The sequence below is a fragment of the Geodermatophilus sp. SYSU D00758 genome (assembly GCF_054049955.1).
Window position 1 is genome coordinate 15,809 of the sequence record NZ_JBJGYK010000035.1, and the last position, 25,828, is coordinate 41,636.

The 25,828-nt window shown below is 74.4% G+C and carries 21 protein-coding genes, 2 pseudogenes and 1 other annotated feature; of the genes and pseudogenes, 13 read left to right on the plus strand and 10 right to left on the minus strand.

Annotated features, from left to right (window positions below; translation table 11 throughout):
* Positions 1-6: 6 nt before the first annotated feature.
* Both ACI8AC_RS19955 and ACI8AC_RS19960 read right to left on the minus strand, forming a co-directional pair.
* Positions 7-1,203: a hypothetical protein gene (locus ACI8AC_RS19955; protein WP_456899577.1), complete on the minus strand. Its 1,197-nt coding sequence runs from the start codon at positions 1,201-1,203 to the stop codon at positions 7-9.
* On the minus strand, positions 1,200-2,390 hold the full coding sequence (locus ACI8AC_RS19960; RefSeq protein ID WP_456899578.1) for a type III PLP-dependent enzyme: 1,191 nt from the start codon (positions 2,388-2,390) through the stop codon (positions 1,200-1,202). The genes ACI8AC_RS19955 and ACI8AC_RS19960 overlap by 4 nt, the downstream gene beginning before the upstream one ends.
* Positions 2,391-2,535: 145 nt before the next feature.
* On the opposite strand from ACI8AC_RS19960, the gene ACI8AC_RS19965 reads away from it, so the two are divergent.
* The 3 genes from ACI8AC_RS19965 (at position 2,536) to ACI8AC_RS19975 (ending at position 5,999) form a co-directional block, all read left to right on the plus strand.
* A complete protein-coding gene (locus ACI8AC_RS19965) occupies positions 2,536-5,238 on the plus strand; it encodes a putative bifunctional diguanylate cyclase/phosphodiesterase (protein ID WP_456899579.1) in 2,703 nt (900 codons plus the stop codon).
* A gap of 78 nt (positions 5,239-5,316) precedes the next feature.
* A complete protein-coding gene (locus tag ACI8AC_RS19970) occupies positions 5,317-5,571 on the plus strand; it encodes a hypothetical protein (RefSeq protein WP_456899580.1) in 255 nt (84 codons plus the stop codon).
* Positions 5,568-5,999: a hypothetical protein gene (locus ACI8AC_RS19975; RefSeq protein ID WP_456899581.1), complete on the plus strand. Its 432-nt coding sequence runs from the start codon at positions 5,568-5,570 to the stop codon at positions 5,997-5,999. The genes ACI8AC_RS19970 and ACI8AC_RS19975 overlap by 4 nt, the downstream gene beginning before the upstream one ends.
* Before the next feature lie 5 nt (positions 6,000-6,004).
* Here ACI8AC_RS19975 and ACI8AC_RS19980 read toward each other — a convergent pair whose 3' ends face one another.
* The gene (locus ACI8AC_RS19980) at positions 6,005-7,381 is read right to left on the minus strand and encodes an FAD-dependent oxidoreductase (RefSeq protein ID WP_456899582.1); all 1,377 of its coding nucleotides are present in this window, start codon (positions 7,379-7,381) and stop codon (positions 6,005-6,007) included.
* 61 nt (positions 7,382-7,442) lie between these two features.
* On the minus strand, positions 7,443-9,557 hold the full coding sequence (locus tag ACI8AC_RS19985) for an AAA family ATPase (protein WP_456899583.1): 2,115 nt from the start codon (positions 9,555-9,557) through the stop codon (positions 7,443-7,445).
* A gap of 99 nt (positions 9,558-9,656) precedes the next feature.
* Here ACI8AC_RS19985 and ACI8AC_RS19990 point away from each other — a divergent pair, with 99 nt between their 5' ends.
* Entirely contained in the window at positions 9,657-9,812 is a 156-nt protein-coding gene (locus tag ACI8AC_RS19990) for a hypothetical protein (protein WP_456899584.1), read from the plus strand.
* A 655-nt stretch (positions 9,813-10,467) separates the two neighbouring features.
* Here the strand turns inward: ACI8AC_RS19990 and ACI8AC_RS19995 are convergent.
* Both ACI8AC_RS19995 and ACI8AC_RS20000 read right to left on the minus strand, forming a co-directional pair.
* On the minus strand, positions 10,468-10,731 hold the full coding sequence (locus tag ACI8AC_RS19995; protein ID WP_456899585.1) for a hypothetical protein: 264 nt from the start codon (positions 10,729-10,731) through the stop codon (positions 10,468-10,470).
* A 154-nt stretch (positions 10,732-10,885) separates the two neighbouring features.
* Positions 10,886-11,482, minus strand: a complete 597-nt coding sequence (locus ACI8AC_RS20000) for a sensor histidine kinase (protein WP_456899586.1) — start codon at positions 11,480-11,482, stop codon at positions 10,886-10,888.
* 2,149 nt (positions 11,483-13,631) lie between these two features.
* Between ACI8AC_RS20000 and ACI8AC_RS20005 the strand changes: the two are divergent.
* Together ACI8AC_RS20005 and ACI8AC_RS20010 are read left to right on the plus strand one after the other, a co-directional pair.
* Positions 13,632-14,886 (plus strand): annotated as a pseudogene (locus ACI8AC_RS20005) (IS3 family transposase).
* Positions 13,916-14,044: a sequence feature (AL1L pseudoknot), on the plus strand. It overlaps the preceding pseudogene by 129 nt.
* Before the next feature lie 29 nt (positions 14,887-14,915).
* Positions 14,916-15,239 (plus strand): hypothetical protein, encoded by a 324-nt coding sequence (locus ACI8AC_RS20010; RefSeq protein ID WP_456899587.1) that lies wholly within the window; start codon positions 14,916-14,918, stop codon positions 15,237-15,239.
* 104 nt (positions 15,240-15,343) lie between these two features.
* Here ACI8AC_RS20010 and ACI8AC_RS20015 read toward each other — a convergent pair whose 3' ends face one another.
* Complete coding sequence (locus tag ACI8AC_RS20015; RefSeq protein WP_456899588.1) at positions 15,344-15,604, minus strand: hypothetical protein; 261 nt, start codon at positions 15,602-15,604, stop codon at positions 15,344-15,346.
* Positions 15,605-15,871: 267 nt separating this feature from the next.
* On the opposite strand from ACI8AC_RS20015, the gene ACI8AC_RS20020 reads away from it, so the two are divergent.
* From ACI8AC_RS20020 to ACI8AC_RS20050, 7 genes and pseudogenes are all read left to right on the plus strand, one after another.
* Complete coding sequence (locus ACI8AC_RS20020; RefSeq protein ID WP_456899589.1) at positions 15,872-17,770, plus strand: hypothetical protein; 1,899 nt, start codon at positions 15,872-15,874, stop codon at positions 17,768-17,770.
* Between the two features lie 122 nt (positions 17,771-17,892).
* The gene (locus tag ACI8AC_RS20025; protein ID WP_456899590.1) at positions 17,893-18,018 is read left to right on the plus strand and encodes a hypothetical protein; all 126 of its coding nucleotides are present in this window, start codon (positions 17,893-17,895) and stop codon (positions 18,016-18,018) included.
* Positions 18,019-18,024: 6 nt separating this feature from the next.
* Positions 18,025-18,576, plus strand: coding sequence for a diacylglycerol/lipid kinase family protein (locus tag ACI8AC_RS20030; protein WP_456899591.1), 552 nt, complete (start codon positions 18,025-18,027; stop codon positions 18,574-18,576).
* A gap of 358 nt (positions 18,577-18,934) precedes the next feature.
* Entirely contained in the window at positions 18,935-19,165 is a 231-nt protein-coding gene (locus ACI8AC_RS20035; protein WP_456899592.1) for a hypothetical protein, read from the plus strand.
* Positions 19,166-20,080: 915 nt separating this feature from the next.
* Positions 20,081-20,488, plus strand: coding sequence for a helix-turn-helix domain-containing protein (locus ACI8AC_RS20040; protein ID WP_456899593.1), 408 nt, complete (start codon positions 20,081-20,083; stop codon positions 20,486-20,488).
* A 108-nt stretch (positions 20,489-20,596) separates the two neighbouring features.
* Positions 20,597-20,833 (plus strand): annotated as a pseudogene (locus tag ACI8AC_RS20045) (transposase); the annotation flags it as partial.
* Between the two features lie 44 nt (positions 20,834-20,877).
* The gene (locus tag ACI8AC_RS20050; RefSeq protein ID WP_456899597.1) at positions 20,878-21,078 is read left to right on the plus strand and encodes a hypothetical protein; all 201 of its coding nucleotides are present in this window, start codon (positions 20,878-20,880) and stop codon (positions 21,076-21,078) included.
* 426 nt (positions 21,079-21,504) lie between these two features.
* Here the strand turns inward: ACI8AC_RS20050 and ACI8AC_RS20055 are convergent, their stop codons facing one another.
* The 3 genes from ACI8AC_RS20055 to ACI8AC_RS20065 all read right to left on the minus strand — a co-directional run bounded on the left by ACI8AC_RS20055 (position 21,505) and on the right by ACI8AC_RS20065 (position 25,739).
* Complete coding sequence (locus tag ACI8AC_RS20055; protein ID WP_456899594.1) at positions 21,505-24,384, minus strand: vitamin B12-dependent ribonucleotide reductase; 2,880 nt, start codon at positions 24,382-24,384, stop codon at positions 21,505-21,507.
* Between the two features lie 93 nt (positions 24,385-24,477).
* Entirely contained in the window at positions 24,478-25,035 is a 558-nt protein-coding gene (nrdR, locus tag ACI8AC_RS20060; protein WP_456899595.1) for a transcriptional regulator NrdR, read from the minus strand.
* A gap of 359 nt (positions 25,036-25,394) precedes the next feature.
* On the minus strand, positions 25,395-25,739 hold the full coding sequence (locus ACI8AC_RS20065) for a hypothetical protein (RefSeq protein ID WP_456899596.1): 345 nt from the start codon (positions 25,737-25,739) through the stop codon (positions 25,395-25,397).
* Positions 25,740-25,828 lie beyond the last annotated feature (89 nt).

Here is a 25,828-nt window from a genome sequence, read left to right on the forward strand (position 1 = left end):
ACCGGTTCAGCCGAGGGCGGGCTCCAGCCGGCGCGGGTCGGGGATGACGGCACGGCCGGCCGGCGACCGCAGGCCGGCGACCAGCGCCACCCCCACCAGGACCGCGGCCAGGATCCCGGACACCACACCCAGGGACACCCCCTCGAGCAGCAGCGGCAGCGCTGCCGTGGCGGCGGCACCACCGAGCGCACGGCCGGCCGTGGCCGAGGCCAGCGCCCCGGTGACCCGCTCGGGGTCCCGGTCGGCGGCCGCGGTGTCGAGGAGCCCCTCGAGCAGGGTCAGGCAGATCCCGGACAGCATCTGCGCCCCGCAGAGCAGGACGACGGAGACCGGGGCCAGCGCCCAGCCGGCCACCGTGCCCGCGGCGACGAGCGACCAGGTGCCGATCCCGACGACCGCCCGCCGCTGCAGGGCGCCGGCCAGCACGGGGGCGACCAGCGACCCCGCGGTGAACGCGATCGCGGCTGCTGCGACGGCCGTGCGGCCGTGCACCTCCTCGGTGAGGGCGACGAAGAGCAGCGTCGGGCCGGAGGCGAGCAGCATGAGGCCGCACCCCGCCAGCACGGGCGGGGAGAGGTCCGCCCGGCGCCGGCGTCCCGCGGGCACGGCGGCGCGGGGCACCGGGGAGCGCCCGGCCACGACCACGGTCGGCACCAGCGAGAGGACGTAGCAGCACGTCACGACCGCCAGGACGAGGTCGCGCGCGTCCGGCCCGAGGGGCAGCAGCGCGGCCAGCGCGACGCCGGCCGCCTCGGCGGCGGCGATCAGCGAGCCGTACCACGTCAGCGCCGAGGCCCCGGGGCGCGCCGCGGCGACCTCGGCGCGCATGGCGGCGTACCCCGTCCACGCGGTGAGGTTCATCGCCCCGACGCAGAGGGCGACGAGGAGGACCGGGGCGCCGCCGAGCACCAGCACGACCACCGCGGCCCGCAGCGCCATCTCCGCCCCCGCCGCCGTCCTGAGCAGGAGGCGGCCGTCCAGCCGCTGCGCCACCCGCCCCGCCACCGGGGCCGAGAGGGCGACCCCGACGAGCATGGCGGCGCTGCAGAGCCCGACGGCCGGCAGGCCGTGGACCTCGGCGACGCGGAGGACCAGCAGCGTCCAGGCCACCGACAGGCACAGCGAGTCCACGAGCCCGGCCGCGACGAGGGCGGCCAGCCGGCGGCCCCCGTCCGCGGGGGTCGGCCGCGGCGGTGCGGTCACCGGGACCTGCGGTACCAGGTCGCCGGCGGGGGGAACCCGTTGAACGAGGAGGCGTAGCTCAGCGTGTAGGCGCCGGCCGACGCGATGAACAACCGGTCGCCCTCGGCCATGGTCACGGGCAGGGCGGCGCCGTAGAACATCGTGTCCGAGCTGTCGCAGCTCGGCCCGGTGACGGTGTAGGCCACCTGCTCGACCACGTCGTGGTCGGCGCGCGAGGACCACAGCGGGAACCGCCACTGGCCGACCGACTGCTGGGTCTCCATGAAGCCGTTGTAGGCACCGACGTCGACGTAGAGCCACTCCTCCCCCGCCCGCTCCTCACGGCCGAGCACGGTGGTCACCATGACGGCGGTCTCGGCGACCATGTGCCGGCCGGGCTCGGCGACGATGAGCGGCGGCTGGTAGGGCAGCAGCTCGTCGAGGCTCTTCTCGACCACCTCGCCGATCTGGTCGATGGTCGGCACGGGGTCGCCGTAGCGGGCCGGGAAGCCGCCGCCGATGTCGAGCATCTCCAGGCGGATGCCGTCGCGCTGCAGCTGCCGCATCAGGCGGGCCACCGAGGCCAGCGCCTGCCGCCAGGCCGACGTCGCCACGCACTGCGACCCGACGTGGAAGGTGAGCCCGTAGGGCTGCAGGCCCAGCCGCGCGGCCTCGTGCAGCAGGGCCCGCGCGTGGTGGGCCTCGGCGCCGAACTTGCGGGACAGCGGGAAGACGCTGCCGCTGTCGTCCACGCGCACGCGGATGTAGACGGCGCTCCCGGGTGCCTCGCGGGCGATCTTGTGCAGCTCGCCCTCCGAGTCGGCCGAGAACCGCCACAGACCGGCGTCGGCCGCCGCGGCCACGTGCGAGGCCGGCTTGACCGTGTTGCTGTACAGCACACCGGCCGGGTCCACGCCGATGTCCAGGAGCATGTGCAGCTCGCCGAGCGAGGCGATCTCGAACCCGCCGCCGACGGCGTCGACGGTGCGCAGGACCTCGGGTGCGGAGTTGCACTTGACGGCGTAGTGGGGGCGCACCCGCGGCAGCGCCGCGCCGAAGCGGCGGAAGCGGTCGGCCACCAGCCCGAGGTCGCCGGCCAGGAAGGGGGTGGGGACGTCGAGCCCGGCCAGCAGGTCCGGCGGCAGGGTCTCCGGCCAGGCCGCCGGGACGGCGGGCGCCGCGGCCAGGCCGGTCAGCGACGGGGTCATGGGTGTACTCCTCGGGACAGGGGGCGCTCCGTGCACCCAGCCGGTCTGTCGGCCGGGCCGGGACCGCTGTTGAGCCGCCTCCTCACGAGGGGTGAGCCGCACGTCCGAGGCTCAGGTTGTCGCCGCCGCGGTCGATGTGGTCGCCATGACCATGAGCTCGACAGCACCGGGGCGTGCCACGGTGGCCGTCGTCTGTGCGGGCCTCCTCCTCTGGGCGGTGGCCCTCGTCGTCGTCCCCGCCGACGTGTCCGTGCACGTCTCCAACGCGGGCCTCACGACCGCCGCCCTGGGCGCCGGCGCGGCGGGGCTGCTGCGTGCCCGTCGGCACGCCGGGCCGGTCCGTCGGTACTGGGCCCTGCTGGGCGCGGCCTCGCTGTCCTGGGGCGCCGGCATGGCCGTGTGGAGCACCTACGAGTCGGTCCGTGGCGTGGAGGTGCCCTTCCCGTCGCTGGCCGACCTGGGCTATCTCGGGCTCCCCCCGCTCGCGGCCGCGGCGCTCATGGCCCTCCCCCTGCGGGCACCGACCTTCAGCGGCCGGGTGCGCACGCTGCTCGACGGGTTGATGGTCGCCAGCTCGTTGCTGCTCTGCAGCTGGGTGCTCGTCCTGGCCCCGGTCGTGGCGGCCGGCGGCGACCCCCTGGGCCAGGTCATCTCGCTGGCCTACCCGGTCGGGGACCTGGTGCTGATCACCCTGGTCATCTACACGTGGACGCGCGCCCGTCAGCGGGGCAGCCGGCTGCCGATCGCGCTGCCCCTGGTCGGCAGCGGCCTGGTCGCCTTCGCCGTCGCCGACTCCGGCTTTACCTACCTCACCAGCGCGGGCATCTACAGCTCGGGCAGCCTGATCGACATCGGGTGGGGCGCCGGCTTCTGCCTGCTCTTCCTCGCGGCGGCCCTCCCGGCCGGCACGGACCTCGAGGACGTCGACGAGGAGGCACCGGCGCGGCCGCTGGGCAACCTGCTGCCCTACGCGGCCGTCGGCCTGGCCGTGCTGGCCTCCACGGTAGAGCTCCTCCGGCACGGCAACGGCGACATGTTCTTCTCCTGGACCCGGACGGCGCTGCTCGTGCTGCTGGTGCTCCGCCAGGTCCTGACGCTCAACGAGAACCACCACCTCACCCGCGACCTGGAGCGGCGCGTCGAGGAGCGCACCGCCGAGGTGCGCGCGAGCGCCGAGCGGTTCACCGCGCTCGTGCAGCACAGCACCGACCTCGTCACCGTCGTGGACCGCACCGGCGTCGTGCAGTACCAGAGCCCGTCCAGCCGGCGGGTGCTCGGCTACGAGCCCGCCGACCTGGTGGGGCGCAACCTCACCGACCTCATGGCCGCCGCCCAGGCCGAGGAGCTGCTCGCCGTGCTCGCACGGTCGGCCGGTGGCGCCGACCGGCTGCAGAGCTTCCAGTCCACCTGGCGCAACGCCGGTGGCGGCGAGCGCAGGGTGGACATCACCGTCACCGACCTGCTCGACGACCCCGCCGTCGGCGGCCTGGTCCTCAACACCCGCGACGTGACCGAGCGGGTGGAGCTGGAGCAGCAGCTCACCACCCAGGCGTTCACCGACGCGCTGACCGGTCTGCCCAACCGCGCCCTGTTCAAGGACCGGCTGCAGCACGCGCTGTCGCGGCGCCTCTCCGCTCGGGATCGGGTGGCGGTCTACTTCCTCGACCTGGACGGCTTCAAGGCGGTCAACGACACCCTGGGGCACAGCGCCGGCGACGCCCTCCTGGAGGAGGTGGCGGTGCGGCTGCGCGACGCGGTGCGCCCCGGCGACACCGTCGCCCGCTTCGGCGGCGACGAGTTCGCGGTGCTGGTCGAGGACCTGCCCGCCGACGAGGACGGCACCGTGCTGGCCGGCCGGATCCGGGAGGCCCTCGAGGCGGCCGTGCACCTGGACGGGGAGGAGGTGCACGTCTCGGCCAGCATCGGCATCGCCCACCGGGAGGACGCCGGCACCGACGCCGAGCAGCTGCTGCGCAACGCCGACCTGGCGATGTACCAGGCCAAGTCGGGGGCCAGCGGGTCGGCCGTCTACGCCAAGGAGATGCACGAGGGCCTGGTGGCCCGCGTCCGGCTGGAGGCCGACCTGCGCCGCGCCCTGGCCGAGGAGCAGTTCGAGGTGCACTACCAGCCCATGGTCTCCATGCGGTCCGGTGCGATCACCGGCGTCGAGGCGCTGGTCCGCTGGCGGCACCCGGAGCGCGGGCTGGTGTCGCCCGCCGAGTTCATCCCGCTGGCGGAGGCGACCGGGATGATCCGCCCGCTGGGGCTCTGGGTCCTGCGCGAGGCCTGCCGAACGGCGATGGGCTGGCACCGGGAGGCCGGGGGCAGCCGGCCGCTCAAGCTCAGCGTCAACGTGTCCGCCCGGCAGCTGCAGCACCCCGACTTCCCCGGGGAGGTGGCAGCGGTGCTGGTGGAGAGCGGGCTGCCCGCGACCAGCCTGACGCTGGAGATGACCGAGGGCGTCCTCGTGGACAACGGGCCGGCGATGCTGGCCACGCTCGGTGCGCTCCGGGAGACGGGCATCCGGCTGGCCATCGACGACTTCGGGACCGGGTACTCCTCGCTGAGCTACCTGCACCGGTTCCCGGTCGACATCCTCAAGATCGACAAGAGCTTCGTCGAGCGGCTGTCGACCGGCGGGGACACCGCCCTCATCAGCACCATCCTGCGCCTGGGCAAGACGATGCACCTCGAGACGGCCGCCGAGGGGATCGAGCACCCGCAGGAGATGCTCCTGCTGCGGCGCCAGGGCTGCACCACCGGGCAGGGCTACCACTTCTCCCGGCCGGTCCCGGCCGACCGGATCCTGGAGATGCTGGTCGACGCACCGGTGCCCGTCGGCGGTTGACCAGGACGGTCGTGTGCAACCGGCCTCGGGCGGGTAGAGGGCCGACGTCCACCGCCCGACCGCACCCGAGGGGACCGCATGACCAGCAGCACCACGACCCGTGACGCCGCCACCGGCAGCCGCGACATCAAGTCGCACGAGACCACCAGCTTCGCCGACCTCGGCAAGGAGATGTGGTCCTACCTGACCGGCAAGGGTGCCGCCATCAACTACGAGTTCGTCGACATGACGGTCGAGGTGCCGCGGGAGACCGGGCCGGAGGCGCCGCGCGCCACCTGGAAGCTCAACGGCACGCTGCGCATCACGACCGCCGAGAACGCCAGCCGCGGATGACGCCGGAGCCCCGGGACGCCCTCGACCTGACCGCCGACCTGGCGGTCGAGGTCGACGGCGTCCCGGTGCAGGTCCGGGCCGCCGGGTCCGAGGTGCAGGTGACGGCCGGCGACGTCCGGAAGCTGTTCGCCGGGGTCCGCCTGGCCGCCGGCGCCGCCACCCAGGCACCGCCCGGACGCGCGGAGCTGTCACGGGTGGCCGACACCCTGGCCGATCACGGGCTGACCGCCCGGCTCGACGGGCCCGCCGGGCGGGTGCTCACCCTCGGGGCGGACGTCGACTCGCCGGCCGGCCGCACCCTGCTCGGCACCCGGCACGCCCGCCTGCACCCCGCCGGGGCGCTGCGCAGCTCGGGGGCCGCCGGGCCGGTCGCCGCGGCCGCCGTCCTCGTGGTCGTCCTGCTGGCCACCCGCCGCCGGCGCCGCTGACCCGGTCAGCCACCGAGCGGGACCGCCGGCCGGTCGGCCGGGGCCGGTGCGGGGGCGCGGCGGCCGGCCGCCCGCACGCCCCGCCAGACGCGGGCGGCGACGGCCGGGGCGAGGAGGTGCTCGGGCCGGTCCAGCAGGTTGAGCACCCGCAGGAAGGCGCGGCCCACGACCGGGTCGTGCTCGGCGGCGACGTGCAGCCGCTCCAGGTAGGCGTTGACCGCGCGCACCCGCGCCGTCCGCCGCCCCGCGACGCCCGGGAACCGCAGGTCACCGCCCACCGACACGTCCCAGGGGACGTCGACGACCGCCGCTGCGCGCCGGGCGAACCGCCGGCCCAGGCCTCCCCCGCCTCCGGCCAGGCAGTCCCGCAGGGCCAGCGCCTCGAGGGCGGCCACCGTCATGCCCTGGCCGTAGACGGGGTTGAAGCTCGCGATCGCGTCACCGAAGGCCGCGTACCCCTCGGGGAGCCCCGGCAGGGCCTCGTAGCGGCGGCGGGTGCTGACCGGGTAGCGGAAGCGGACCGGGTCCGACAGCGGCTCGGCGTCCCGGACCACCTCGGCGACGGCCGGGTGCGGGAGCGTGGCCGCGAACGCCGTCCACCCGACCGGGTCGAGGGGGGCGGCGTCCCCGAGCATCCCGCCGAGGGAGACGACCCAGCGGTCGCCCTCCTGGGCGATCATCACGCCGCCCCGCGGGTCGGCGGGAGTGGCCGCGACGACGGCGCCGTCCGGGCCGCCCGGGTCGCGGCGGAACCACCGCGTGGCGTAGGCGAGGTCGACGCGCACCCGCTCGACCGGCGGGGCGGGGCAGCCCAGTGCCGCCAGCCACTGCGGCCCGCGGGAACCGCGCCCGGCCGCGTCCACCACGAGGTCGGCGGGCAGCACCGCCGCAGCGCCGTCCGCGGTCCGGTGCAGCACGTGCAGCCCGGTGACCCGCCGGCCGTCGGCCGAGGCGGCCAGACCGGTGGCGTCGCAGCCGTCCACCACGGTGACGTTGGGCAGCCGGCGCACCCGGGCGCGCACCCGGGCCTCGAGCAGGGGGCGGCTGACGCCCAGGCCGAGCAGCCCGGACGGCGCCCGGGCGAGCAGCCGCCCGTCGTTGACCCAGCGGAACTGCGACTGCAGGTCGGCGACCGGCACGCCGAGGCCGGTCAGCTCCTCGGTCAGCCCGGGGAACAGCTCCTCGAGGACCTCCCGGCCACGGGCCAGGAGGCCGTGCGCGTGCCTGCCCTGCGGCACGCCCCGTCGCGGGACCGGGTCGTCGGGCAGGACGTCGCGCTCGACGACGGTGACGTGGTCGCACGCCTCGCTCAGCACGCGCGCGGCGAGGAGCCCGCCCATGCTGGCCCCGACGACGACGGCGGACCCGGGGTACCCGGACATCTCTGCCTCCCTGAGGACGGTGGGAGGCCACGATCGGCCCGGCCGCTGCTCACCCGGCAGGTCAGGAGGTGCTCACCGGCTGCCCGCTGCCGTGCAGCTCGCGGTGCCAGAGCCAGGCGGTGACCCGCTCGACCCCGGCCGCCAGGTGCCGCCGGTAGGTGGAGAAGGGCAGGCCGAGGCGCTCGGCGGCGGCTTCCTGGGTGGGCACGCCGCGGAAGAAGGTCGTCGCGACCGCGCGGTGCAGCTTCCGGCTGCGCGGGTCCTCGGCCAGCTCGTCGGTGGCCTCGACCAGCAGGTCGGCGAGGGTCTCCTGCGGCGTCCGCCCGCCCGCGGCCTCCTCCACGACGCGGGAGCGGCACAGCGGGCTGCGCGCGAGGTCGCCCGGCCGCCGGACGCAGCGCAGCGCCTCCCGGACGGCCGCGGCGAACTCCGGCCCGGACAGGACCTGGCGCGGCGGGGCCGGCTCGGCGGCGGGCGGCCGCTCGGGGCCGAGGGCCAGCTCGTGGTCGGCCATCGCCTGGAACCAGGCCGCCGGTGGCACGGCCCGCCAGTCGTGGCCGAAGAGGGTGAACGTGCGGCGGCCGACGGTGACCTCGGCGGCCGGCGCCTGCCCGATGTAGGCCATCTGCGGCGCCCAGAACCCCGGGTCGGCGATCACCAGGAACGAGACCGCCGGGCCGGGGGACGACGTCCACTCGATCCCGCAGCGGACCTGCACGAGGTCCATCACCGGCGACGGGCGGTGGTAGGCCCCCGGGACGACGAAGGTCCGCAGCACCCCGAGGTGCTCCCCCGGCCGCAGCGGCCGCGCGGCGCCGACCGCACGCCACGCCGCGGCCACCACGGGGTCGGCCGCGAGATCGGCCGGGTCCGGCTCCGGCAGGCGCAGCCACAGGGAGAGGCCGGCGAGGTCCGGGCGGCCCGGTCGGCGGTAGACGCGGAGGGCCTCCGGCTGCCGGCCCAGCCAGTACCGCAGGACGTCGGCCGAGCCCGCCCCCTCCGCCGCCTGCGTCATGGCCACCACCGCGTCGGTGTCCGCCGGGCCGGCGACGTCCTCGTGGACGCCGTCGTCGACCGCCCAGCTCAGGAACGGTGCGAAGACGGGGTTCCGGCGGTGCATGAACATCAGGTCCAGCCAGCGACGCTGCAGCTCCCGGCTGCCGCCGTCCGCGGTCAGGCGCCCGACCAGGTGGCGGCGGATCCGCCGGTGCAGGTCGGCGTAGCCGTCGGGGTCGCGCCAGCGCAGGTCGGCGTCGAGGACGTCGCGGGCCAGATCGTGCGGGTGCAGCCCCTCGGCGCCCTCCTCGACGAACGACCGGGCCCGGAGCCAGTCGAACAGCGGTGCGGCGTCGTCCCCGAGGACCGCGCGGAGCAGCGACTCCGTCGTCACCCGGGCGTGCGCGCAGACCTCCAGGGCCGACCGGTGCCGGGCCGAGGACACCTCGTCGACGAACCGCCCCAGCAGCACGCGGACGACGTCCGGCGTCGCGGGCAGGTCCACCGGCGCAGTCCGCTCGACCACCGCGTCGGCGGCGAGGCACAGGGCGAGCGGGTGGCCGCCGGCGAAGGCCAGCAGCGGCGCGCGGTCCCGGTCGGGCACGCCGCGGACCGCGAGCAGGGCGTCGGCGTCCTCCGGCGGGAGGTTGCGCAGCCCGACCACGCGGAGCAGGTCCTGCCAGCCGGGGTCGAAGCGCCAGGAGTCCTCCGGCGGCGCCCGCCCGGCGAGGACGGTCACCGCCTGGATCGGCAGCCGCGGGAGGAAGTCCTCGCGCAGCCAGCCCTGCAACCCGCTGCAGCGCTCGAAGGTGTCCACGAGCAGCAGCGGGCGGGGGAGCTCCGCCAGGGCCTCCACCGGGTCCTGCCCGACGGGCAGCCCCAGCCGCTCCCCCACGGCGGCGGTGAAGCCGGCGGGGGACGGCGGGAACGCTCGGGCGTCCACGAGGACCGGCCGGACGCCGGCGGCCTCGGCGTCGAGGGCGAGCCGGCGCACCAGCGCGGTCTTCCCGATGCCACCTGGGCCGTGGAGGACGAGCACCGCGAACGAGGAGGCGTCGCCGTCGAGGGCGGCCGCCAGGAGCTCGCGCTCGGCCCTGCGGCCGACGAAGGACCGCTCCCCCGTCCGGCCCAGCCGTCCGGTGAGCTGCCCGATCCGGCCCGCGCGGCCGCCGGGGACCACGGCGGGCATGCTATCGACGCGGTGGGGCCTCCGGGCCCCCGGCGGGCGCGGGGAGCGCCTAGGGTGGGGGCGACGGACCGCTACCGGACGGGAGGCCCCGTGCTCCGCATCCTCGGGCTGCTGCTCCTGGCCTGGATCGTCATCACCGTGATCGGCTGGGTCGTCGAGGGCCTGTTCTGGCTCGCGGTGGTCGGGCTGGTGCTCCTCGTCGTCACCGCCGTGCTCGGCTGGGACCGGCAGCGCAGCAGGCGCTGAGGGCGCTCCGCGCTCGTGTCGTCACTGCTGACCGCCGCCGTGCTGCTCGCCGGTTGCGGGGGTCAGGACGTCGCCGACCCACCGGACGCCGGGAGCCACCCGGCACCCGCCGTCCCGACCGGGCCGCCGACCCCCACGCCGTCCGGACCACCGTCGCCACCCCGGTCGGCGAGCCCACCGCCGGCGGGAGCGGCGGAGCGCCGACCGACCCGGCACCGGCTCCGCACCGGCCGCCCGCGCTCCCCGAGGAGTTCGCGCCCACGCACGGCGAACGGGTCCGGGCCGTCCACCTCGCGGTGAGCGACCCGGACGACGCGCACGGGCAGCAGGTGCTCGCGGAGACCGCGGAGCACGTCCGCGCCGCCTCCGGCTACGCCGGTCCGGGCGTCGGGACGTCCGGTGCGACCAGGGCACGGCCGAGCAGCTGGGCGTCGACCCGGGCGACCTGCGCGTGGCCGTGTACTTCGGCAGCGCCGCCCGGGCCCGGGAGTTCGCCGCCGCCTACGACCGCCAGGACGTCGGCTCGGCCGAGGTGACGACGTGCTGCCTGGACTGAGCAGCCGGCACGGACCTCGGCCCGCACCCCCCCGTCGGCCGCCCACGCCCCCGCGTCGGCCGCCCCGCGGCCGGCCGTTCCGGGATGACGCGGGCCCGCTCAGGCGACGGCGGTCAGCGCGCCGCCCCCGCACAGCTCGGCGTAGGCCTCGTCGATCGTCACCCGGCTGGCGACGAACTCCCGGACCGTCCCCCCGCGGACGAGGTACCGGCGGTCGGAGCACTCGGACACGTCCGGCTCGAACACCGCCGCATCACGGAAGCGGAAGGCGGTCCAGCCCGGAACCACACCGCTCAGGTCGGCGGCGACGTCCCGGCCCAGCCACCGGCTCAGGAGGGTCACCTCGTCCACGAACTCGCCCATGCCCGCCCCTCTCGTGCCGTCCGCCGTCCTGACGAGGGGGATCATCGGGGACCGCCGTCCGGCGCCGCGAGCCTCAGCGGCCGAGGTCATCAGGTCGTCATGTGGTCGACACGTGCTCGACGAGCCGGGGCCACCGGGGCCGGGGGCGGGCCGGCTACGGCAGGGGGACGGCCCAGACCAGCTGAGCTCCGCCCGAAGGGGCCGGGTCCGCGACGAGGGAGCCCCCGCGCTCCTCCGCGCGCCGCGTGAGCGCCCCCAGGCCGTCGCCGTCCGGGATCCCGGCCGGCCCGACGCCGTCGCCGGTGACCCGGAGGGAGACCCCGCCCTCGGTGACGGTGACCGCGACCTCGACGGTGCGGGCGCGTGCGTGCCGGGCCACGCTGGTCAGGACCTCGCCGACGACGGCGAGCAGGTCGTCGACCACGCCCTCGGGCAGATCACCGACCGGACCGGCGATGCGCGTGGTCGGCGCCGCGGGCAACCCGGGCGCGACCGCGGCGATCGTGTCGAACAGCCGGGTGGCGAACCTCCCGGTGTCCGTCACGGGGTGGTCGCGGAGGGCGATGGCCACCGGTCGCAGCCGCCTGATGGCGTCGTCCAGACCCGCGGTGGCCGACCGCAGGCGTTCGGTGAGCGGACCGGGTCCCAGGCTCGCGGCGACGCCGTAGAGGGTCAGCCCGGCGGAGTACAGGTCGCGCACGACCGCGTCGTAGAGCTCCGCTGCGGCCCCGTCCAGGTCGTCGTCCCACATGACCACTCGCCTCGGCTCGGCTGATCAGCAGGCCCCGCCACCGCGGAACGCGCCGGGGGCCAGGGTCTCGGGACACGACGCTAGACCTCGCACGGCGCTCACCGGTACCGGGAGGTTCTGCAGCGGGCCGCCGAGGACGGGCCGTCCGGTCTGCAGCCCGCCCTCCCGCTCCCCGCACCGAGCCCGACCGGGGGCCGGCCCGGGCGCGGCCGACCCGGCGGCCCGTCGACCGGACGCGGTGGTGCCCGGGGTTCCCCCGGCCACGCCCCGGGACGCCGCCGGCCCGGCTCCTCGACGAGGAGCCGGGCCGGTGGAGGGCACGACCGGTGGTGACCACCCCGCCGTCCGGGCTGGGGGCACCGCTGTCCGGGCGGGGACGCCCCCGGCCGTCGACCTACATCGTGTGAACCATCAGGTTTGAAGGGCGCAGCTCAACTGGCACATGGCCTAGGACTGCCGGCCACCGATCACCCTGCCCCCGGCCCACTTCTCACCAGCAAGAGCTGGTGAGAAGTACGGGGTTGCGCCGGTCCACCCCGGGCAGCCGCACGCCGTGCGCCCCCGCAGGGGCTGCTGCGGAGGGGGGTGGACGCGGACTCGCATCGCCAGGGGGCCGACCTCAGAACAAGGCGGCAGGGTCGCGGGCAGGGGTCTCGCCGGGCCCAGTCAGGACTCCACGGGCCTCGGGGAGCACCGAAGAGCTTCTGGCGTGGAGCGCTGGCCGTATACGCGCGCTGAGGGTAGGCCGGCGCACATCGTCACTCCCGCTACTCCAGAGCGCGGCACGATCGGGTGTTCCTCGGTGTCAAAGGCCGCGCGTGGGGGCAACCGGACACGAGACTCAGCCGGTGCACAACGGCGGAATCCTCGACGGCGCAGCAGAGGCCCACGCACGCGCCCTGATCGACCAGGCGATGCTGCTCATCGGCGATGCGCTCAAGGTCCGGTTGGAGCCGCACCTGGAATCCGCGTTCGGGGGCCGGATTGGTCGACCGAGGTGCGCCCGCGACGCGGCCGCTTCGGACGGCGCGATCTGGCCAGCTACGCGCAGTGCCTACTCGACGAAGGCGAACTGCGAGCCACACGCCAGAACTTCCGGACGGCGCTCGGTGTGCCCTTACCCGAGAGAGCCGACCGGGCGCTGCGGTCAGCGCTCCGGGTCCGGAACACCTTCGCGCATCCCGATCAGCCCGCCTCGATCCGGGAGACGACGAACGACATCGGCCAGCTGCTCATCCTGGCCCGGACCCTGAACCTCGACTGCGCCGGCAACCTGCACCGGATCGAGCGGCAGGCGGAGACGCTGTCCGCCGGCGACGGCAACGGTCTGCTCCTGTCACCGCAGCAGGTGCAGCAACTGCAGGCGCGCGCAGAGCAGGCGGTGGCCGAGGCAGAGCACATGCGGCAGCAGTGGATGTCGGCCGACGCTGCGCCGGAGCACGCCCACGACCAGCTGGTGCGCACGCAGGACGACCTCGAGGCGGGCCCGCGCGGCGCAACGCGACGCCGAGGACCAGGCCGAGTCCCTTCGCCAGCAGCTCGCCGACGCCGGCGCCAACTCCGCCGCCACCGCCGACCTCGAACAGCGACTCGAGCGCGCGATGGCAGAGGCGGCGGCCCGGGCCGCGCAGCTGGTCGAGGCCGAGCAGCACCGGGCCGCGCTGCAGGAACGGCTCCAGACTCAGGAACAGGCGGTCGACGACGCGGCGCGGCGGGCGGACGCAGCCGAGGCCGAGCGCGAACAGCTGGCTCGGGAGCGTTGCCTTCGGCGGCACGTTGGCCGAGCTGCAGCCAGACGTCCCGGACGATCTGCCAGCTCGGGTTGCCGCCGTTCTGGCCCGGCTCACCCAACCGGAGGGCGACGTCAGCCGGCAGGAACAGTCGTTCCCCGATCGCGGGCAGGCCTGGCCGTTTCCGCGAGGCACGGAGGTGTGGAGGTTGTCTGCTGCCGCGCGGTCGTTGACTACAGTCGACGGCCACTGGCCGCTCGACGAGCTCCTGGACGCCGAGCTCGCGATGGAGATGGTCGAGTCGTTCCTCGCGATCCGGCCCGAGGGCGGGCGCGTTTGGGTCGACGAGGACGGAGACGCCGTCACCTTGAACCGCCCCGGGATTGATGGAGGCCTCCAACCCCCGAAGGATGGAAGTCATGGCGGCACCGCGGAAGTACCCCGAGGAGCTGCGTGAGCGGGCGATCCGCTTCGCGCTCGACCTGGTCGACGGGGCGGAGAAGCTGAGGGTCAATGCCGCCTGCAAGCGGGTCGGCGAGCAGCTGGGGATCGTGCCGGACTCGCTGCGGAACTGGGTGTAGCAGGCGCGCATCGACGGCGGCAGCGCGCCGGGTCTGACCACCGACGAACGGGCCCGGCTGGCCGAGCTGGAGCGGGAGAACCGCGAGCTGCGCCGGGCGAACGAGATCCTCAAGAGCGCGTCGGCTTTCTTCGCGGCGGAGCTCGACCGCCCGTATCGGCGCTGATCGCCTACATCGACGCGCACAAGGAACGGTTCGGGGTCGAGCCGATCTGCCGCGCGCTGGCCGAGGCCGGCGCGAAGATCGCCCCGAGCACCTACTACGCCTCCCGGACGCGGCCACCGTCGGCGCGGGCCGTGGGCGACGAGCAGCTCACGGGCGAGATCGTCCGGGTGCACGAGGCCAACCTGAGCGTCTACGGCGTCCGCAAGGTCTGGCGACAGCTGAACCGGGAAGGGATCCCGGTCGCCCGGTGCCGGGTGGAGCGATTGATGCGCCAGCTCGGCCTGGCCGGCGCGGTCCGCGGCAAGGTCAAGCGCACCACCGTGCCCGCCGAGGTCGCCGCCCGCCCCGGTGACCTGGTCGACCGCGACTTCACCGCACCGGCGCCCAACCGGCTGTGGGTGGCCGACCTGACCTACGTGGCGACCTGGTCGGGCTTCGTCTACGTCGCCTTCGTGATGGACGTCTTCTCCCGCCGGGTCGTCGGCTGGCGGGCGTCGACCAGCCTGCGCGCGGACCTGGCCCTCGACGCCCTCGAGCAGGGACTGTGGACCCGGGCCCGCGACGACCGCGACGTAAGCGGCCTGGTGCACCACTCCGACCGCGGACGCAGTACCTCGCCATCCACTACACCGAGCGCCTCGACGCGGCCGGCGCGGTCCGCTCGGTGGGCAGCAAGGGCGATTCCTACGACAACGCCGCCGCCGAGTCCCTCATCGGCCTGTACAAGACCGAGCTCATCCGCCGCCGCGGCCCGTGGCGCGGTCTCGACGACGTCGAACTGGCGACGCTGGAGTACGTCGACTGGTTCAACCATCGACGGCTGCACGGCGCCTGCGGCGACATCCCGCCCGTCGAGTTCGAGGACAACTACTGCCGTTCGATCGCCGGCCTCACCGAGGACCTCCCGGCAGAACCGAGCCTCCACTGAACTCGGGGCGGTTCACCTACATCAACGGGATGCTCACCTACCTGGGGTGCCTCAGCCCCGACCCCGAGGACCCACGGTGGAACCCGCCGATCGGCACGCCATATCCGCGCGGTCAGCGGCGCTACACGGTCACCGCGACGACCGTCGAGCGGGGCCCCGTCTGCCTGGCCGACATCATCGACCCCGCCCGGGCACAGGCGGTCCGAGACCGGCTGCTCGCCGTTCGCCCGGACGGCGGCGCGTTCCGGATGAACTCGACCGGCGCCCTGACCCCCTACCTGGACGGCGGCTGGGTGTTCGCTGGCCGCGTGCGAGCCGACGAGTGGTTCCCCGGGGACATCACCGGGCTCTGATCGGTCTGGACGGGGGGCGGACGGCGGGCGGACGGCACGCGCCCTGATCTTGCGCCCCCTCGCGTTGCGGGTAGAGCTGAACGGCCCCGGACTGCTGCCGACGATTAGGCGTTCGGCTCGAGCGCAAGCATGTCCTCGTGCCGGTCGCAGGAGTGCGCCCACGCGTAGTCGGCCAGGGCGAAGGTGTCCGCGTCAGGGACCTCGACGTGGAACACCGCTTCGACCTCCCCTTGGTCCTCCACCAATTCGATCCTCCAGCGCACCGCGTCCGCCGCCCCCTTGGCGGCGTCGAAGCGGCGCCGGTGCTCAGGGATGATCAGCAAGCCCGGCGGCACCGTGCCTCGCACGAAGCTGGTGTAGTGCAACGGGCTGTCATTCGGCACCAAAGCCGCGACGCATCGCGGTGCGGATGCCGTACGTGGCGACTGAGCGTCACGCCGGCGTCATCGCCAGCTCACCGCAGGAGGGCGAGGCCTTGCCCGCGGCACATGGCGCGAGGACGATTCCGGTTGCTCCACGCCCGAACGACTAGGGGCGCCCGACCACTTCCACCGGTGACCCCGGGCCGGATCCCGATCGCCATCTCGGGAGGCGCCATGCTGCCGCTGCGAGAACCGCACACGGATTCCGGCGTGCATGCGGCGAAGAAGTGGTTCCTCGACAACGGGGTGCCTCACTTCCTCGAGCACTACCACACCGAGGACCGCTGGCGGCAACTCGTGCCACCGATGATCTTCCTCGTCGCGTTCGAGGTCGGGATGGCGATCTGGCACACGCCGACGCTCCTGCAACTGCTCACCGCGCCGCCGTTGATCCTGGCCTACTTCGCCTATTGGCGCTGGACATTGCGGGACACCGCACCCGTGGGCCGCCACATCCGCCCCCGGTACGTGCGCCTCTTCGCGATCTGCGCCGTGATCGGCGGCGGGCTGGGCCTCCTCCTGCTCGTCTACTTCAACCGTGTCGGCATCGACGTCCAGCTCAACAACGAGACGGTCGACTTCCTGACGATCCTGCTGCTCCTCCTCGCCTCGCTCGCGCTGACCGGCCCGGGAGCCAGCACGGCGTCGCTGCGAACGGCGCGACTGCTCGTGTGGTGCCTCGCCGCGGCGGTGCTGCTCTTCGCGGCCGAGGGCACCGTGCTGCCCCCGCTGCGTGACGTGGTGCAGACCGCGCTCGGCACCGAGGCCTTCCTCCCACTCGCGCTGCCGTGCCTCGTCGTGGTGCTCCCGCTGAGCTACGCCTGCCTGCGGGTCGGCCGCGCCTCGCCGACGGATCCGGCCGGCTACACGGACGGGGCAGCCATGATCATGCCGGCCGCCCCGTTGCTGCTCATCCTCCTGGCCGCGGAGACGGCCACCCTGCCGCACACCGCCCTGGAGCCGTGGTCGTCCGCGGTGGTCCTGGTGGCGGCCGGGCTGCTGGTCGCCTGGGCCACCGGTCGCGCCCGGCGGCGGTGCGACGACGAGGGCCGCGCGGAGCAGGTGCTGATCGGTGCCGGGATCTACGCCGTGATCCTCCTGACGGTCGCACTGCTCGCCTATCCGGTCATCGTGGGCTTCTACGGCCGGCTCTCGCTCACGACGACGTCCACGCCCGTCGAGGGCTGGGCGGCATTCGGCGTCGCCGCGCTGGTGCACGTGGGATATGTCGTCGCCACGCTGGTCGTGGTCAACTTCGGACTGGACCGGCTGGCGGTGTGGGGCGCCCGTGAGGCGCGCAAGAACGTCACACACCTCGGGAACGGCCTGGCCGAGGGCCTCCCCCTCCTCCTCGTCTTCGTCACGTTCTTCACCTTCAGCGGGGAGACCTGGCAGATCGCCCACCTGACGTCGTCGAAGGCGTACGTCGGTCTGCTCGCCGTGCTCGGGCTCGCCGTGGTCCTCGTGCTGCTCTGGACGGCCGCACAGCGCGTCCCGAGGAATCCGCGGTACCCGACGTCGGACCTGGTGACGTACGCCGACAAGGCCGCGAGGGGCGAGCCGGAACTCAGAGCGATGGTCGAGAACTGGAAGCTGCAGGTGGCAGACACCGAGGAGCAGGAGATCCGGCTGGAGGGACGGACACGGCTCAACGCCGTCGCCGTCTTCGCGATGTACGAGGCCCTGGTCCTCGTCCCGCTCGCCTGCCTCACGGCGGGGCTGCTCTTCCTGATCTGCAAGCTCGCCGTCCGCCCGACCGTCGCAGCCGGCTGGATTTTCGGCGACGGCCAGGAGGCGAGGGGCGTCGTCTGGCGGGACGACGTGCTGCCGGGTCCGTGGGTGCGGGTGGCCGTCGTCCTCGCCGTGTTCGCCCTGCTCTACGTCGCCGTGACGATGCACCGCGACGACAGCGAGAACTCCCGGTTCTTCGCCGGCGCCTCGAAGGCCGTGACCCAGCGGCTGGCGATGTACGCCGTCTACCGCTCGGCGCTGGCGGCCTCGGACGACTCGCCCGACGCCACGGCTCGGGCGGCGGGCGAGCAGCCGGAGGACGCGGCGGCAGAAGACGCGGAGCAGGACGCGGAGGCCACGCTGACCTCGGCTCCTTGACCCCGGCGACCCGCCGCTGGATGGTCGGGCACCTCCCCCCTCGGGGTTCCCTCGGAGAAGGAGGAGCCCATGCGTCGACGGACCACCGGCCGCCGGGCCGCTGCGGCGCTCGCGTCGCCGCGGTGGTCTGGACGCTGACCGTGGCGGTCACCGCCTCGTTCGACGACTTCCCCCGCGGGCTGCTGTTCCTCGGCTGCGGGCTGCTCGCCGCCGCCGGGGCGTGGGAGGCCGTGCTGCGGCGCGGCTGAGGCCGGGTGGCCGCGCTCGCCGTCGCGGCCGTCGCGCTCGCCGCCGCCGTCCTGGTGCTGGCCGACGACGGGTTCCTGCGGCTGCTGCTGCACCTCGCGCTCGGCGCCCTCGTAGGGCACGTCGCCGCGCGGATCGCGTTCGACCCGCACGTGGCCCTGCCCCGGGTCGACCCGCCCCGGCGGCCGGTGCTGTTTATCAACCCGCGCTCCGGGGACGGCAAGGCGGCCCGGTTCCGGCTGGACGACGAGGCGCGGGCGCGGGGCATCGAGACGGTCGAGCTCCGCCCCGGCGACGACCTCGAACGTCTGGCCCGCGACGCCGTTGCGGACGGCGCCGACGGCCTGGCCATGGCTGGGGGCGACGGCTCGCAGGCGGTGGTCGCGGCGGTCGCCGCCGAGACCGGCCTGCCCTACGCCTGTATCCCGTCGGGCATGCGCAACCACTTCGCCCTGGACCTCGGGGTCGACCGCGACGACGTCGTCGGCGCCTCGACGCCTTCGTCGACGGCGGTGAGCGGGTGGTGGACCTGGCCGAGGTCAACGGCCGCGTCTTCGTGAACAACCTGTCGCTGGGCGTCTACGCCGAGGCCGTGCAGAACGTCGGCTAGCGAGGGGCGAAGATCCGCACGCTGCTCGCCACCGTGCCCACCGTGGTCCGCCCCGGGCAGGGCGGACCCGACCTGCGCTGGACCACGCCGGGCGGGCGGGTCAAGCGCGGTCCCGCCGTCGTCCTGGTCAGCAACGGCCAGCACCGGCTCGGCGGCGCGGCCGGCGCCGGGACCCGCCCCTCGATGGAGGAGGGCCTCCTGGGCATCACCGTCCTCGACCCGCGCAGCTCGACTACCCCGGGCCGGGCGGCCAGCTGCCGTGGCGGCAGGTCACGGCGAGCGAGTTCCGCGTCGACGCCGACGGGCCGGTGCCGGCGGGGATCGACGGCGAGGCCGCCGTGCTGGAGGCCCCGGTGCACTTCCGCAGCCGGCCGGCGGCGCTGCGCGTGCGCATCGCCGATACGCACCCCGGCGCCTCTCCGTCGGCCATCGACCCGGTGGGCGCGCTGGCCGCGCTGCGCGCCCTGGCCGCGATCGCCGCCGGCCGGGACCCCCGCCAGGCGCGGTCCGAACCGCGCCGGCCGGTCCCCGCCGGCTGAGTCGGGCCAGGCGGTCCCGCACGGGGATGCGGACCGCACGCCTAAGCGGTTAGCAACCGCCTTGGCGTGCGCCAAGTGACCGCGAGACGCCGAGCACAGGCGGACCCCGCCGAAGTCGGTCACCGTGCCGCCCGCCGCGACGTACCCGGCCAGCCGGCCGAACAGGTACGGCTGTCCTTGGTCCAATGCGGGGAGCGTCTTCCAGGACGCCGGTAGACCAGAGACGCGCACCCCCAGCACTCCCGCTTGCGTCCGGGCCGGGGATTGGCCGCACCGCTCGAAGTAGGGCAAGAGAGCAGCGTCCTTGTCGCCCCACAGGTCGACCCGGGCGCCCTTGCCCGCCTCGCGGTGCCCGTCGCCGAAGGCGAAGCCGGCGGCAACCCCGAACGGAGACGGGGTCGTGCGCAGCCACGTCGGGTGTGGCAGCAGCGCAGCCAGCGCCATGCCAGAGCGCAGATCAGTAGTCGCCAGTAGACGGGAGTAGTTCCGCGCCGCCGACCGACCGTCGACTGAGGCGTACCAACCGTGCTCCGGGGTGACGCGGATCATCTGCCGGGCCTTGTCGCGGACCGAGGTGACCTTAAGCACGCGGTGTTGACCATGCGGGCTGATCTGGGCGGGGATCCAGTGCCCGTCGCCACGAACTGGCTTGGAGTTGGGCTGGGTGGGCGTGCGCGCCGTGAGCACGCGCTGCTCGTCGCCAACGCCGTCGGCGAAGGAGATGACGCCGTCACGGGTCAGCGATCTGGTGTCGCCTGTGAAGCCCACTCGTCGCCTCTCCTCGATTGAGAGCACGGTATGGCCTGCGTCCGACACTGCCGAAGCCACAACTGCACGGTCACCGCGGCGGGCGGCGCCTCACAGCGGTGTGCTGATTGGTTGACGGCATGCCGGCGACGGAGTAGCCCGGACCGTATGCGGGCGTACTCGGTGGATCTGCGTGAGCGGGTGGTGGCCGCGGTCGACAGCGGCATGACCCAGGAGCAGGTCGCGGCGGTGTTCGGGGTGTCGGTGCGCAGCGTGGAGCGCTATCTGGCCCGCCGGCGGGCCACCGGCAGCCTGGCGGCGACGCAGCAGCGGCACGGGCCGGTGCCGGCGAAGAAGGCGCGGCTGCAGGCCTGGCTACCGGCCCGGCTGGAGGTCGCCGCCCATGCCACGCTGGCCGAGCATGCCGCGGCGTTCACCGCCGCCACCGGCATGAGCGTGTCGCTGCCGACGATGTCGCGGGCGATCTCCACCCCGCCCGCCGACGATGCCGCGCAGGCGCTGACCCCGTCGGGGCGGGCGCGGCGGCCGGGCCGGCCGTTGAAGGGAAAAGCCTGAGCGCCACCGAGCGCGACGAGACCGCGCGCGCCGCGTGGCGCACCGAGATGGCGCCGATCGACCCGGCCCGGCTGGTGTTCGTCGATGAGTGCGCCCGCGCACACCTCGATGACCCGCCGACGCGCTCGAGCGGCGCGGGGCCAGCGGGCCCGCGGGCGGGTGCCGCGCAACCGCGGGCCGGTGACCACGCTGCTGGCCGGGCTGGGTCTGGCCGGGATGGCCGCGGCGATGACCGTGGAAGGCGGCACCGACACCGCGGTGTTCGCCGCCTATCTGGAGCACTTTCTGCTGCCGGCGCTGCGGCCGGAACAGATCGTGGTGGTCGACAACGTCGGGGCGCACAAGCCCGACCGGATCCGTGCGCTGATCGAGGCGGCCGGCTGCCTGCTGTGTTCCTGCCCGCCTACTCGCCGGACCTTTCTCCGGTCGTGGAGGCCTTCAGCAAGCTCAAGACGCTCATCCGGGCGGCCAACGCCCGGACCCGGGCGGCGCTGGACGCCGCGATCGCCGCCGCGCTGGCAGCGGTCACCGCCGCCGACGCCGCCGGCTGGTTCGCCCGCGCCGGCTACCCCACCCGACAACCAGCCTGATCACCGCTGTCGGCACGGTCGGCAGCCACGTGCACGTCGACCTGCACCTCGACCCACACCGAGCGCCTGCGCGGCGAGCCGCCACAGCGGGCCGAAGCAGGGGCAGTCGCTGCACACGTGGACGACGCCGTCAGCGTTGACGCGACGGTTCGAGTGCTCCCCGTAGGCCCGCGGCGAGCTGGCGAATCGTGCGGCGGCCGGCCATGACCTCGGTGAGGTGGCGACCCCCGTCGTGTGCCCCCGGCCGGGAGAGCGCGCGGCGTCGGGCGTCGGCGATCGGGAGAGCGCGCAGCGGTCGGGGTCGCGGGTCGGGGCGAGGCCGAGCAGGGCCGCCCCGGCCGCACGAGGCGGCCGGGGCGGCAAACCATTAGGTTTCCGCCGAAAACGTGATGGTCGCTTCGTCGGAAACCTGATGGTTCACACACATCAGCTGCAGCCGCTGGTGGAGCCGCAGCCCTCGCAGACGTAGCAGCTCCCGGCCGGGCGCATCTTCGTACCGCAGGTCATGCACAGCGGCGCGTCGGTGACGTTCCCGGTGACCAGCTCGAACAGCTCGGCGGAGGAGTGCGCCTCGGTGACCGGCTTCTCGGCCTTCACCTCGGGCTTCGCGGGGGCCTCGGTCGGCACCGAGCCGCGCAGCGCCTCGACGTCGACCTCCTCCTCCTCGACGACCTCGGGGGTGGAGGCCGAGCCGCCGTAGCTGCCCGACACCTGGGCCGCCCGCTCCTCGGCGGTGAAGATGCCGAGGGTCGCGCGGGTCTCGACCGGCAGGTGGTCGAGGGCCAGGCGGCGGAAGATGTAGTCCATCACCGACTGCGCGATCCGGATGTCCGGGTCGTCCGTCATGCCGGCCGGCTCGAACCGCATGTTGGTGAACTTCTGGATGTAGGTCTCCAGCGGCACACCGTGCTGCAGCGCGATCGAGATGCCGATCGAGAAGGCGTCCATGACACCGGCCAGGGTCGAACCCTGCTTGCCGAGCTTGAGGAACACCTCGCCGAGGCTGCCGTCCTCGTACATCCCGGCCGTCATGTAGCCCTCGGCGCCGGCGACGCTGAACGACGTCGTCATGCTCTGGCGCTTCTTGGGCAGCCGGCGGCGCACCGGGTGCGACGTGGTGGCGACCGGGGCCGCCTCCACCTCGGCCTTGGCGCCACCGTCAGCAGTGCTCTTCTTGGCCTTGGCGTCGGACAGCGGCTGGCCGACCTTGCAGTTGTCGCGGTAGATCGCCAGCGCCTTGAGACCCAGCTTCCAGCCCTGGAAGTAGATGTTCTCGACGTCCTCGACGGTGGCCGACTCCGGCATGTTCACCGTCTTGCTGATGGCACCGGAGATGAACGGCTGCACCGCGGCCATCATCCGGACGTGGCCCATCGGGGAGATGGCCCGCTCACCCATCGCGCAGTCGAAGACCTCGTAGTGCTCCGGGCGCAGGCTCGGGGCGTCGACGACGTGACCGTGCTCGGCGATGTACTCGACGATGGCCTCGATCTGCTCGTCCTGGTAGCCCAGGCTGCGCAGCGCCCGCGGGACCGTCTGGTTGACGATCTGCATGGACCCGCCGCCGACCAGCTTCTTGTACTTGACCAGCGAGAAGTCCGGCTCGATGCCGGTCGTGTCGCAGTCCATCATGAAGCCGATGGTCCCGGTGGGGGCCAGCACCGAGGCCTGCGCGTTGCGCCAGCCGTTCTCCGCGCCGATCGCCAGGCACTCCTGCCACTGGGCCGTGGCGGCCTTGAGCACGTCGGCGTCGTCGGCACCGACCGGGCGGATGGCGTCGTTGGCCGCGGCGTGCTTGCGCATGACGCGGGCGTGGGCGTCGGCGTTGCGGGCGTAGCCGTCGTAGGCCCCGACGATGCCGGCGAGCTCGGCCGAGCGGCGGTAGGCCGTCCCGGTCATCAGCGAGGTGATCGCCGCCGCCAGGGTCTGGCCACCGCGGGAGTCGTAGGCGTGGCCGGTCGCCATGAGCAGCGCACCCAGGTTGGCGTAGCCGATGCCCAGCTGCCGGTAGGCCCGGGTGGTCTCGCCGATCGGCTCGGTCGGGAAGTCGGCGAAGCAGATGGAGATGTCCATCGCCGTGATGACCAGCTCGACGGCCTTGACGAAGGTCCGGGCGTCGAAGGTGCCGTCGTCCTTGAGGAACTTGAGCAGGTTCAGCGACGCCAGGTTGCAGGAGCTGTTGTCCAGGCTCATGTACTCCGAGCAGGGGTTGGACGCGTTGATCCGGCCCGTCTCGGGGTTGGTGTGCCAGTCGTTGATCGTGTCGTCGTACTGGATGCCGGGGTCGGCGCACTCCCACGCCGCCTGGGTGACCTTGCGGAACAGGCTGCGGGCGTCGACGTTCTCGATGAGCGAGCCGTCGAGCCGGGCGCGCAGCCCGAACTCGGTGCCGTCCTCCACCGCGCGCATGAACTCGTCCGAGACCCGGACGGAGTTGTTGGCGTTCTGGTACTGGACGCTGGTGATGTCCTTGCCGCCGAGGTCCATGTCGTACCCGGCGTCGCGCAGCGCGCGGATCTTGTCCTCCTCGCGCGCCTTGGTCTCGATGAACTCCTCGATGTCGGGGTGGTCGATGTCGAGGACGACCATCTTCGCCGCGCGCCGGGTGGCCCCACCGGACTTGATGGTGCCCGCGGAGGCGTCGGCCCCGCGCATGAAGCTGACCGGACCGGAGGCGGTGCCGCCGGAGGAGAGCAGTTCCTTGGACGACCGGATCCGGGACAGGTTCAGCCCGGCGCCGGAGCCGCCCTTGAAGATCAGCCCCTCCTCCCGGTACCAGTTCAGGATCGAGTCCATCGTGTCGTCGACGGCGAGGATGAAGCAGGCGCTCACCTGCTGCGGGGCGCTGGTGCCCACGTTGAACCAGACCGGGGAGTTGAAGCTGAAGTACTGGTGCAACAGCATCCAGGTCAGCTCGTGCTCGAAGACCTCGGCGTCACCCTCGGTGGCGAAGTAGCCGTGCTCCCGCCCGGCCGCCGCGTAGGTCAGCACCACCCGGTCGATGAGCTGCCGCAGGCTCGTCTCCCGCTGCGGGGTGCCCACGGCGCCCCGGAAGTACTTGGTCGTGACGATGTTGGTGGCGTTGATGCTCCACTCGGCGGGGAACTCGACGCCGCGCTGCTCGAAGTTGACGGAGCCGTCCCGCCAGTTGGTCATGACGACGTCCCGGCGCTCCCAGGCCACCTCGTCGTACGGGTGCACCCCGGCGGTCGTGAAGACCCGCTTGACCTTCAGGCCCTTCCCCCGGGTCGGCGCCTTGGCGGCGCGACGCGTGCGGCCTGCCAGTCGGTCCTCGGTCTCGGTCACGGAGCTCTCCCTGTGTCGTGGGCGGTGGTGCGGGTGCGACGGCGGCTGGGGAAGAGAGCCGCCCGTGTGTGTAACCGGTGGTGCTGACAGTTCTCAGGTGCCGGCGGCGCTGTCGGCGGAGGCGGCCTGGGACCGCCCACCGCCCCGCCGGCGGACCGGCGGGAGCGGGTGCTGCATGCCGGGCAGCGGTGGGGTACCCGCGGCGACGTGGCGGGCCCGCAGCTCGGTGATCTCCTTCTCGAAGTCCTCCAGCGAGGTGAACGCCCGGTACACGCTGGCGAAGCGCAGGTAGGCGACCTCGTCGAGCTCGCGCAGCGGCCGGAGGATGGCCAGCCCCACCTCGTGGCTCGGCACCTCCGCGACCCCGGTCGCCCGGATCGCGTCCTCCACCTCCTGCGCCAGCCGCTGCAGCTGGCCCTCGTCGACCGGCCGGCCCTGGCAGGCCCGCCGGACGCCGGCGACCACCTTGGTGCGGGCGAACGGCTCGCTGACACCGCTGCGCTTGACGACCGCCAGGACGGCCTCCTCCACCGTGGTGAAGCGCCGACCGCAGGCGGGGCAGGACCGGCGCCGGCGCGTCGTCGCGCCCTCGTCGGCCTCGCGGGAGTCGATGACCCGGCTGTCCGGGTTGTGGCAGAAGGGGCAGCGCACGTCCTCTCCCCTCCTCCCGGACCCGCACCGCCGGCCCCCCGTCCCACCCCCCGTCTGGACGCCCCTGGGGACATCCGGTGGACGTCGTGGGGAGCGGCTGTGGGCGGCGTGTGGACGGACTTACAGCGGTGCAACTACTAGATCTAGGGGGACCCTAGGTCGGGCTCCACTAGATGTGCAAGTCGACGCCCGCGTGTCCTGTTCCGTCGAGACCCGCCCGTGACCAGCCGCGACCACGCGTCGCAGCCGTCACACGGACACGCCGCGACACGCCGCGACCGCCGCGCGGTCACCCCGCGGGGCGGGTGGTGCCCGCCGCCCCGCGCGACGACGAGCCCCGAGGGCCGGGGCCCCGCGGCTCAGGCGCCGCGGGGCCCCGGCAGGCGCGGCCGGGAGACGCGGTCGCCGAGCCGGATCGGGCGGGTCAGCCCGTCGAGCTCGTCCGCCCGGCGCGGGGTGGGCGGTGCGGACGAGCCGCCCGAGGGGGACGTCACGGCCGGGAGCACGGCAGCGGGGAGCACGGCGGTGGGCGGAGTGGCGACGGGGAGGTCGGACGGCAGCTCGGCCGCGCGGCCGCTCCCGCCCGGCGCCGGGACGGACGTCTCGACCGACGCCGCCGCGGCGCCCATCCCGGCCGGGACGGGTGTGACGAGGACGACCCCTGTGTCCGGCTCGGCGGCGCGGTGGCGACCACGCCCGGCCACCGGCGCGCGGTGCCGGCCCGCAACCCCCGCCCGCGGCCCCCGCGGCCCCGGCCCGCGGCTGTAACCCCCCGGCGCCCCGGGCCCCCCGG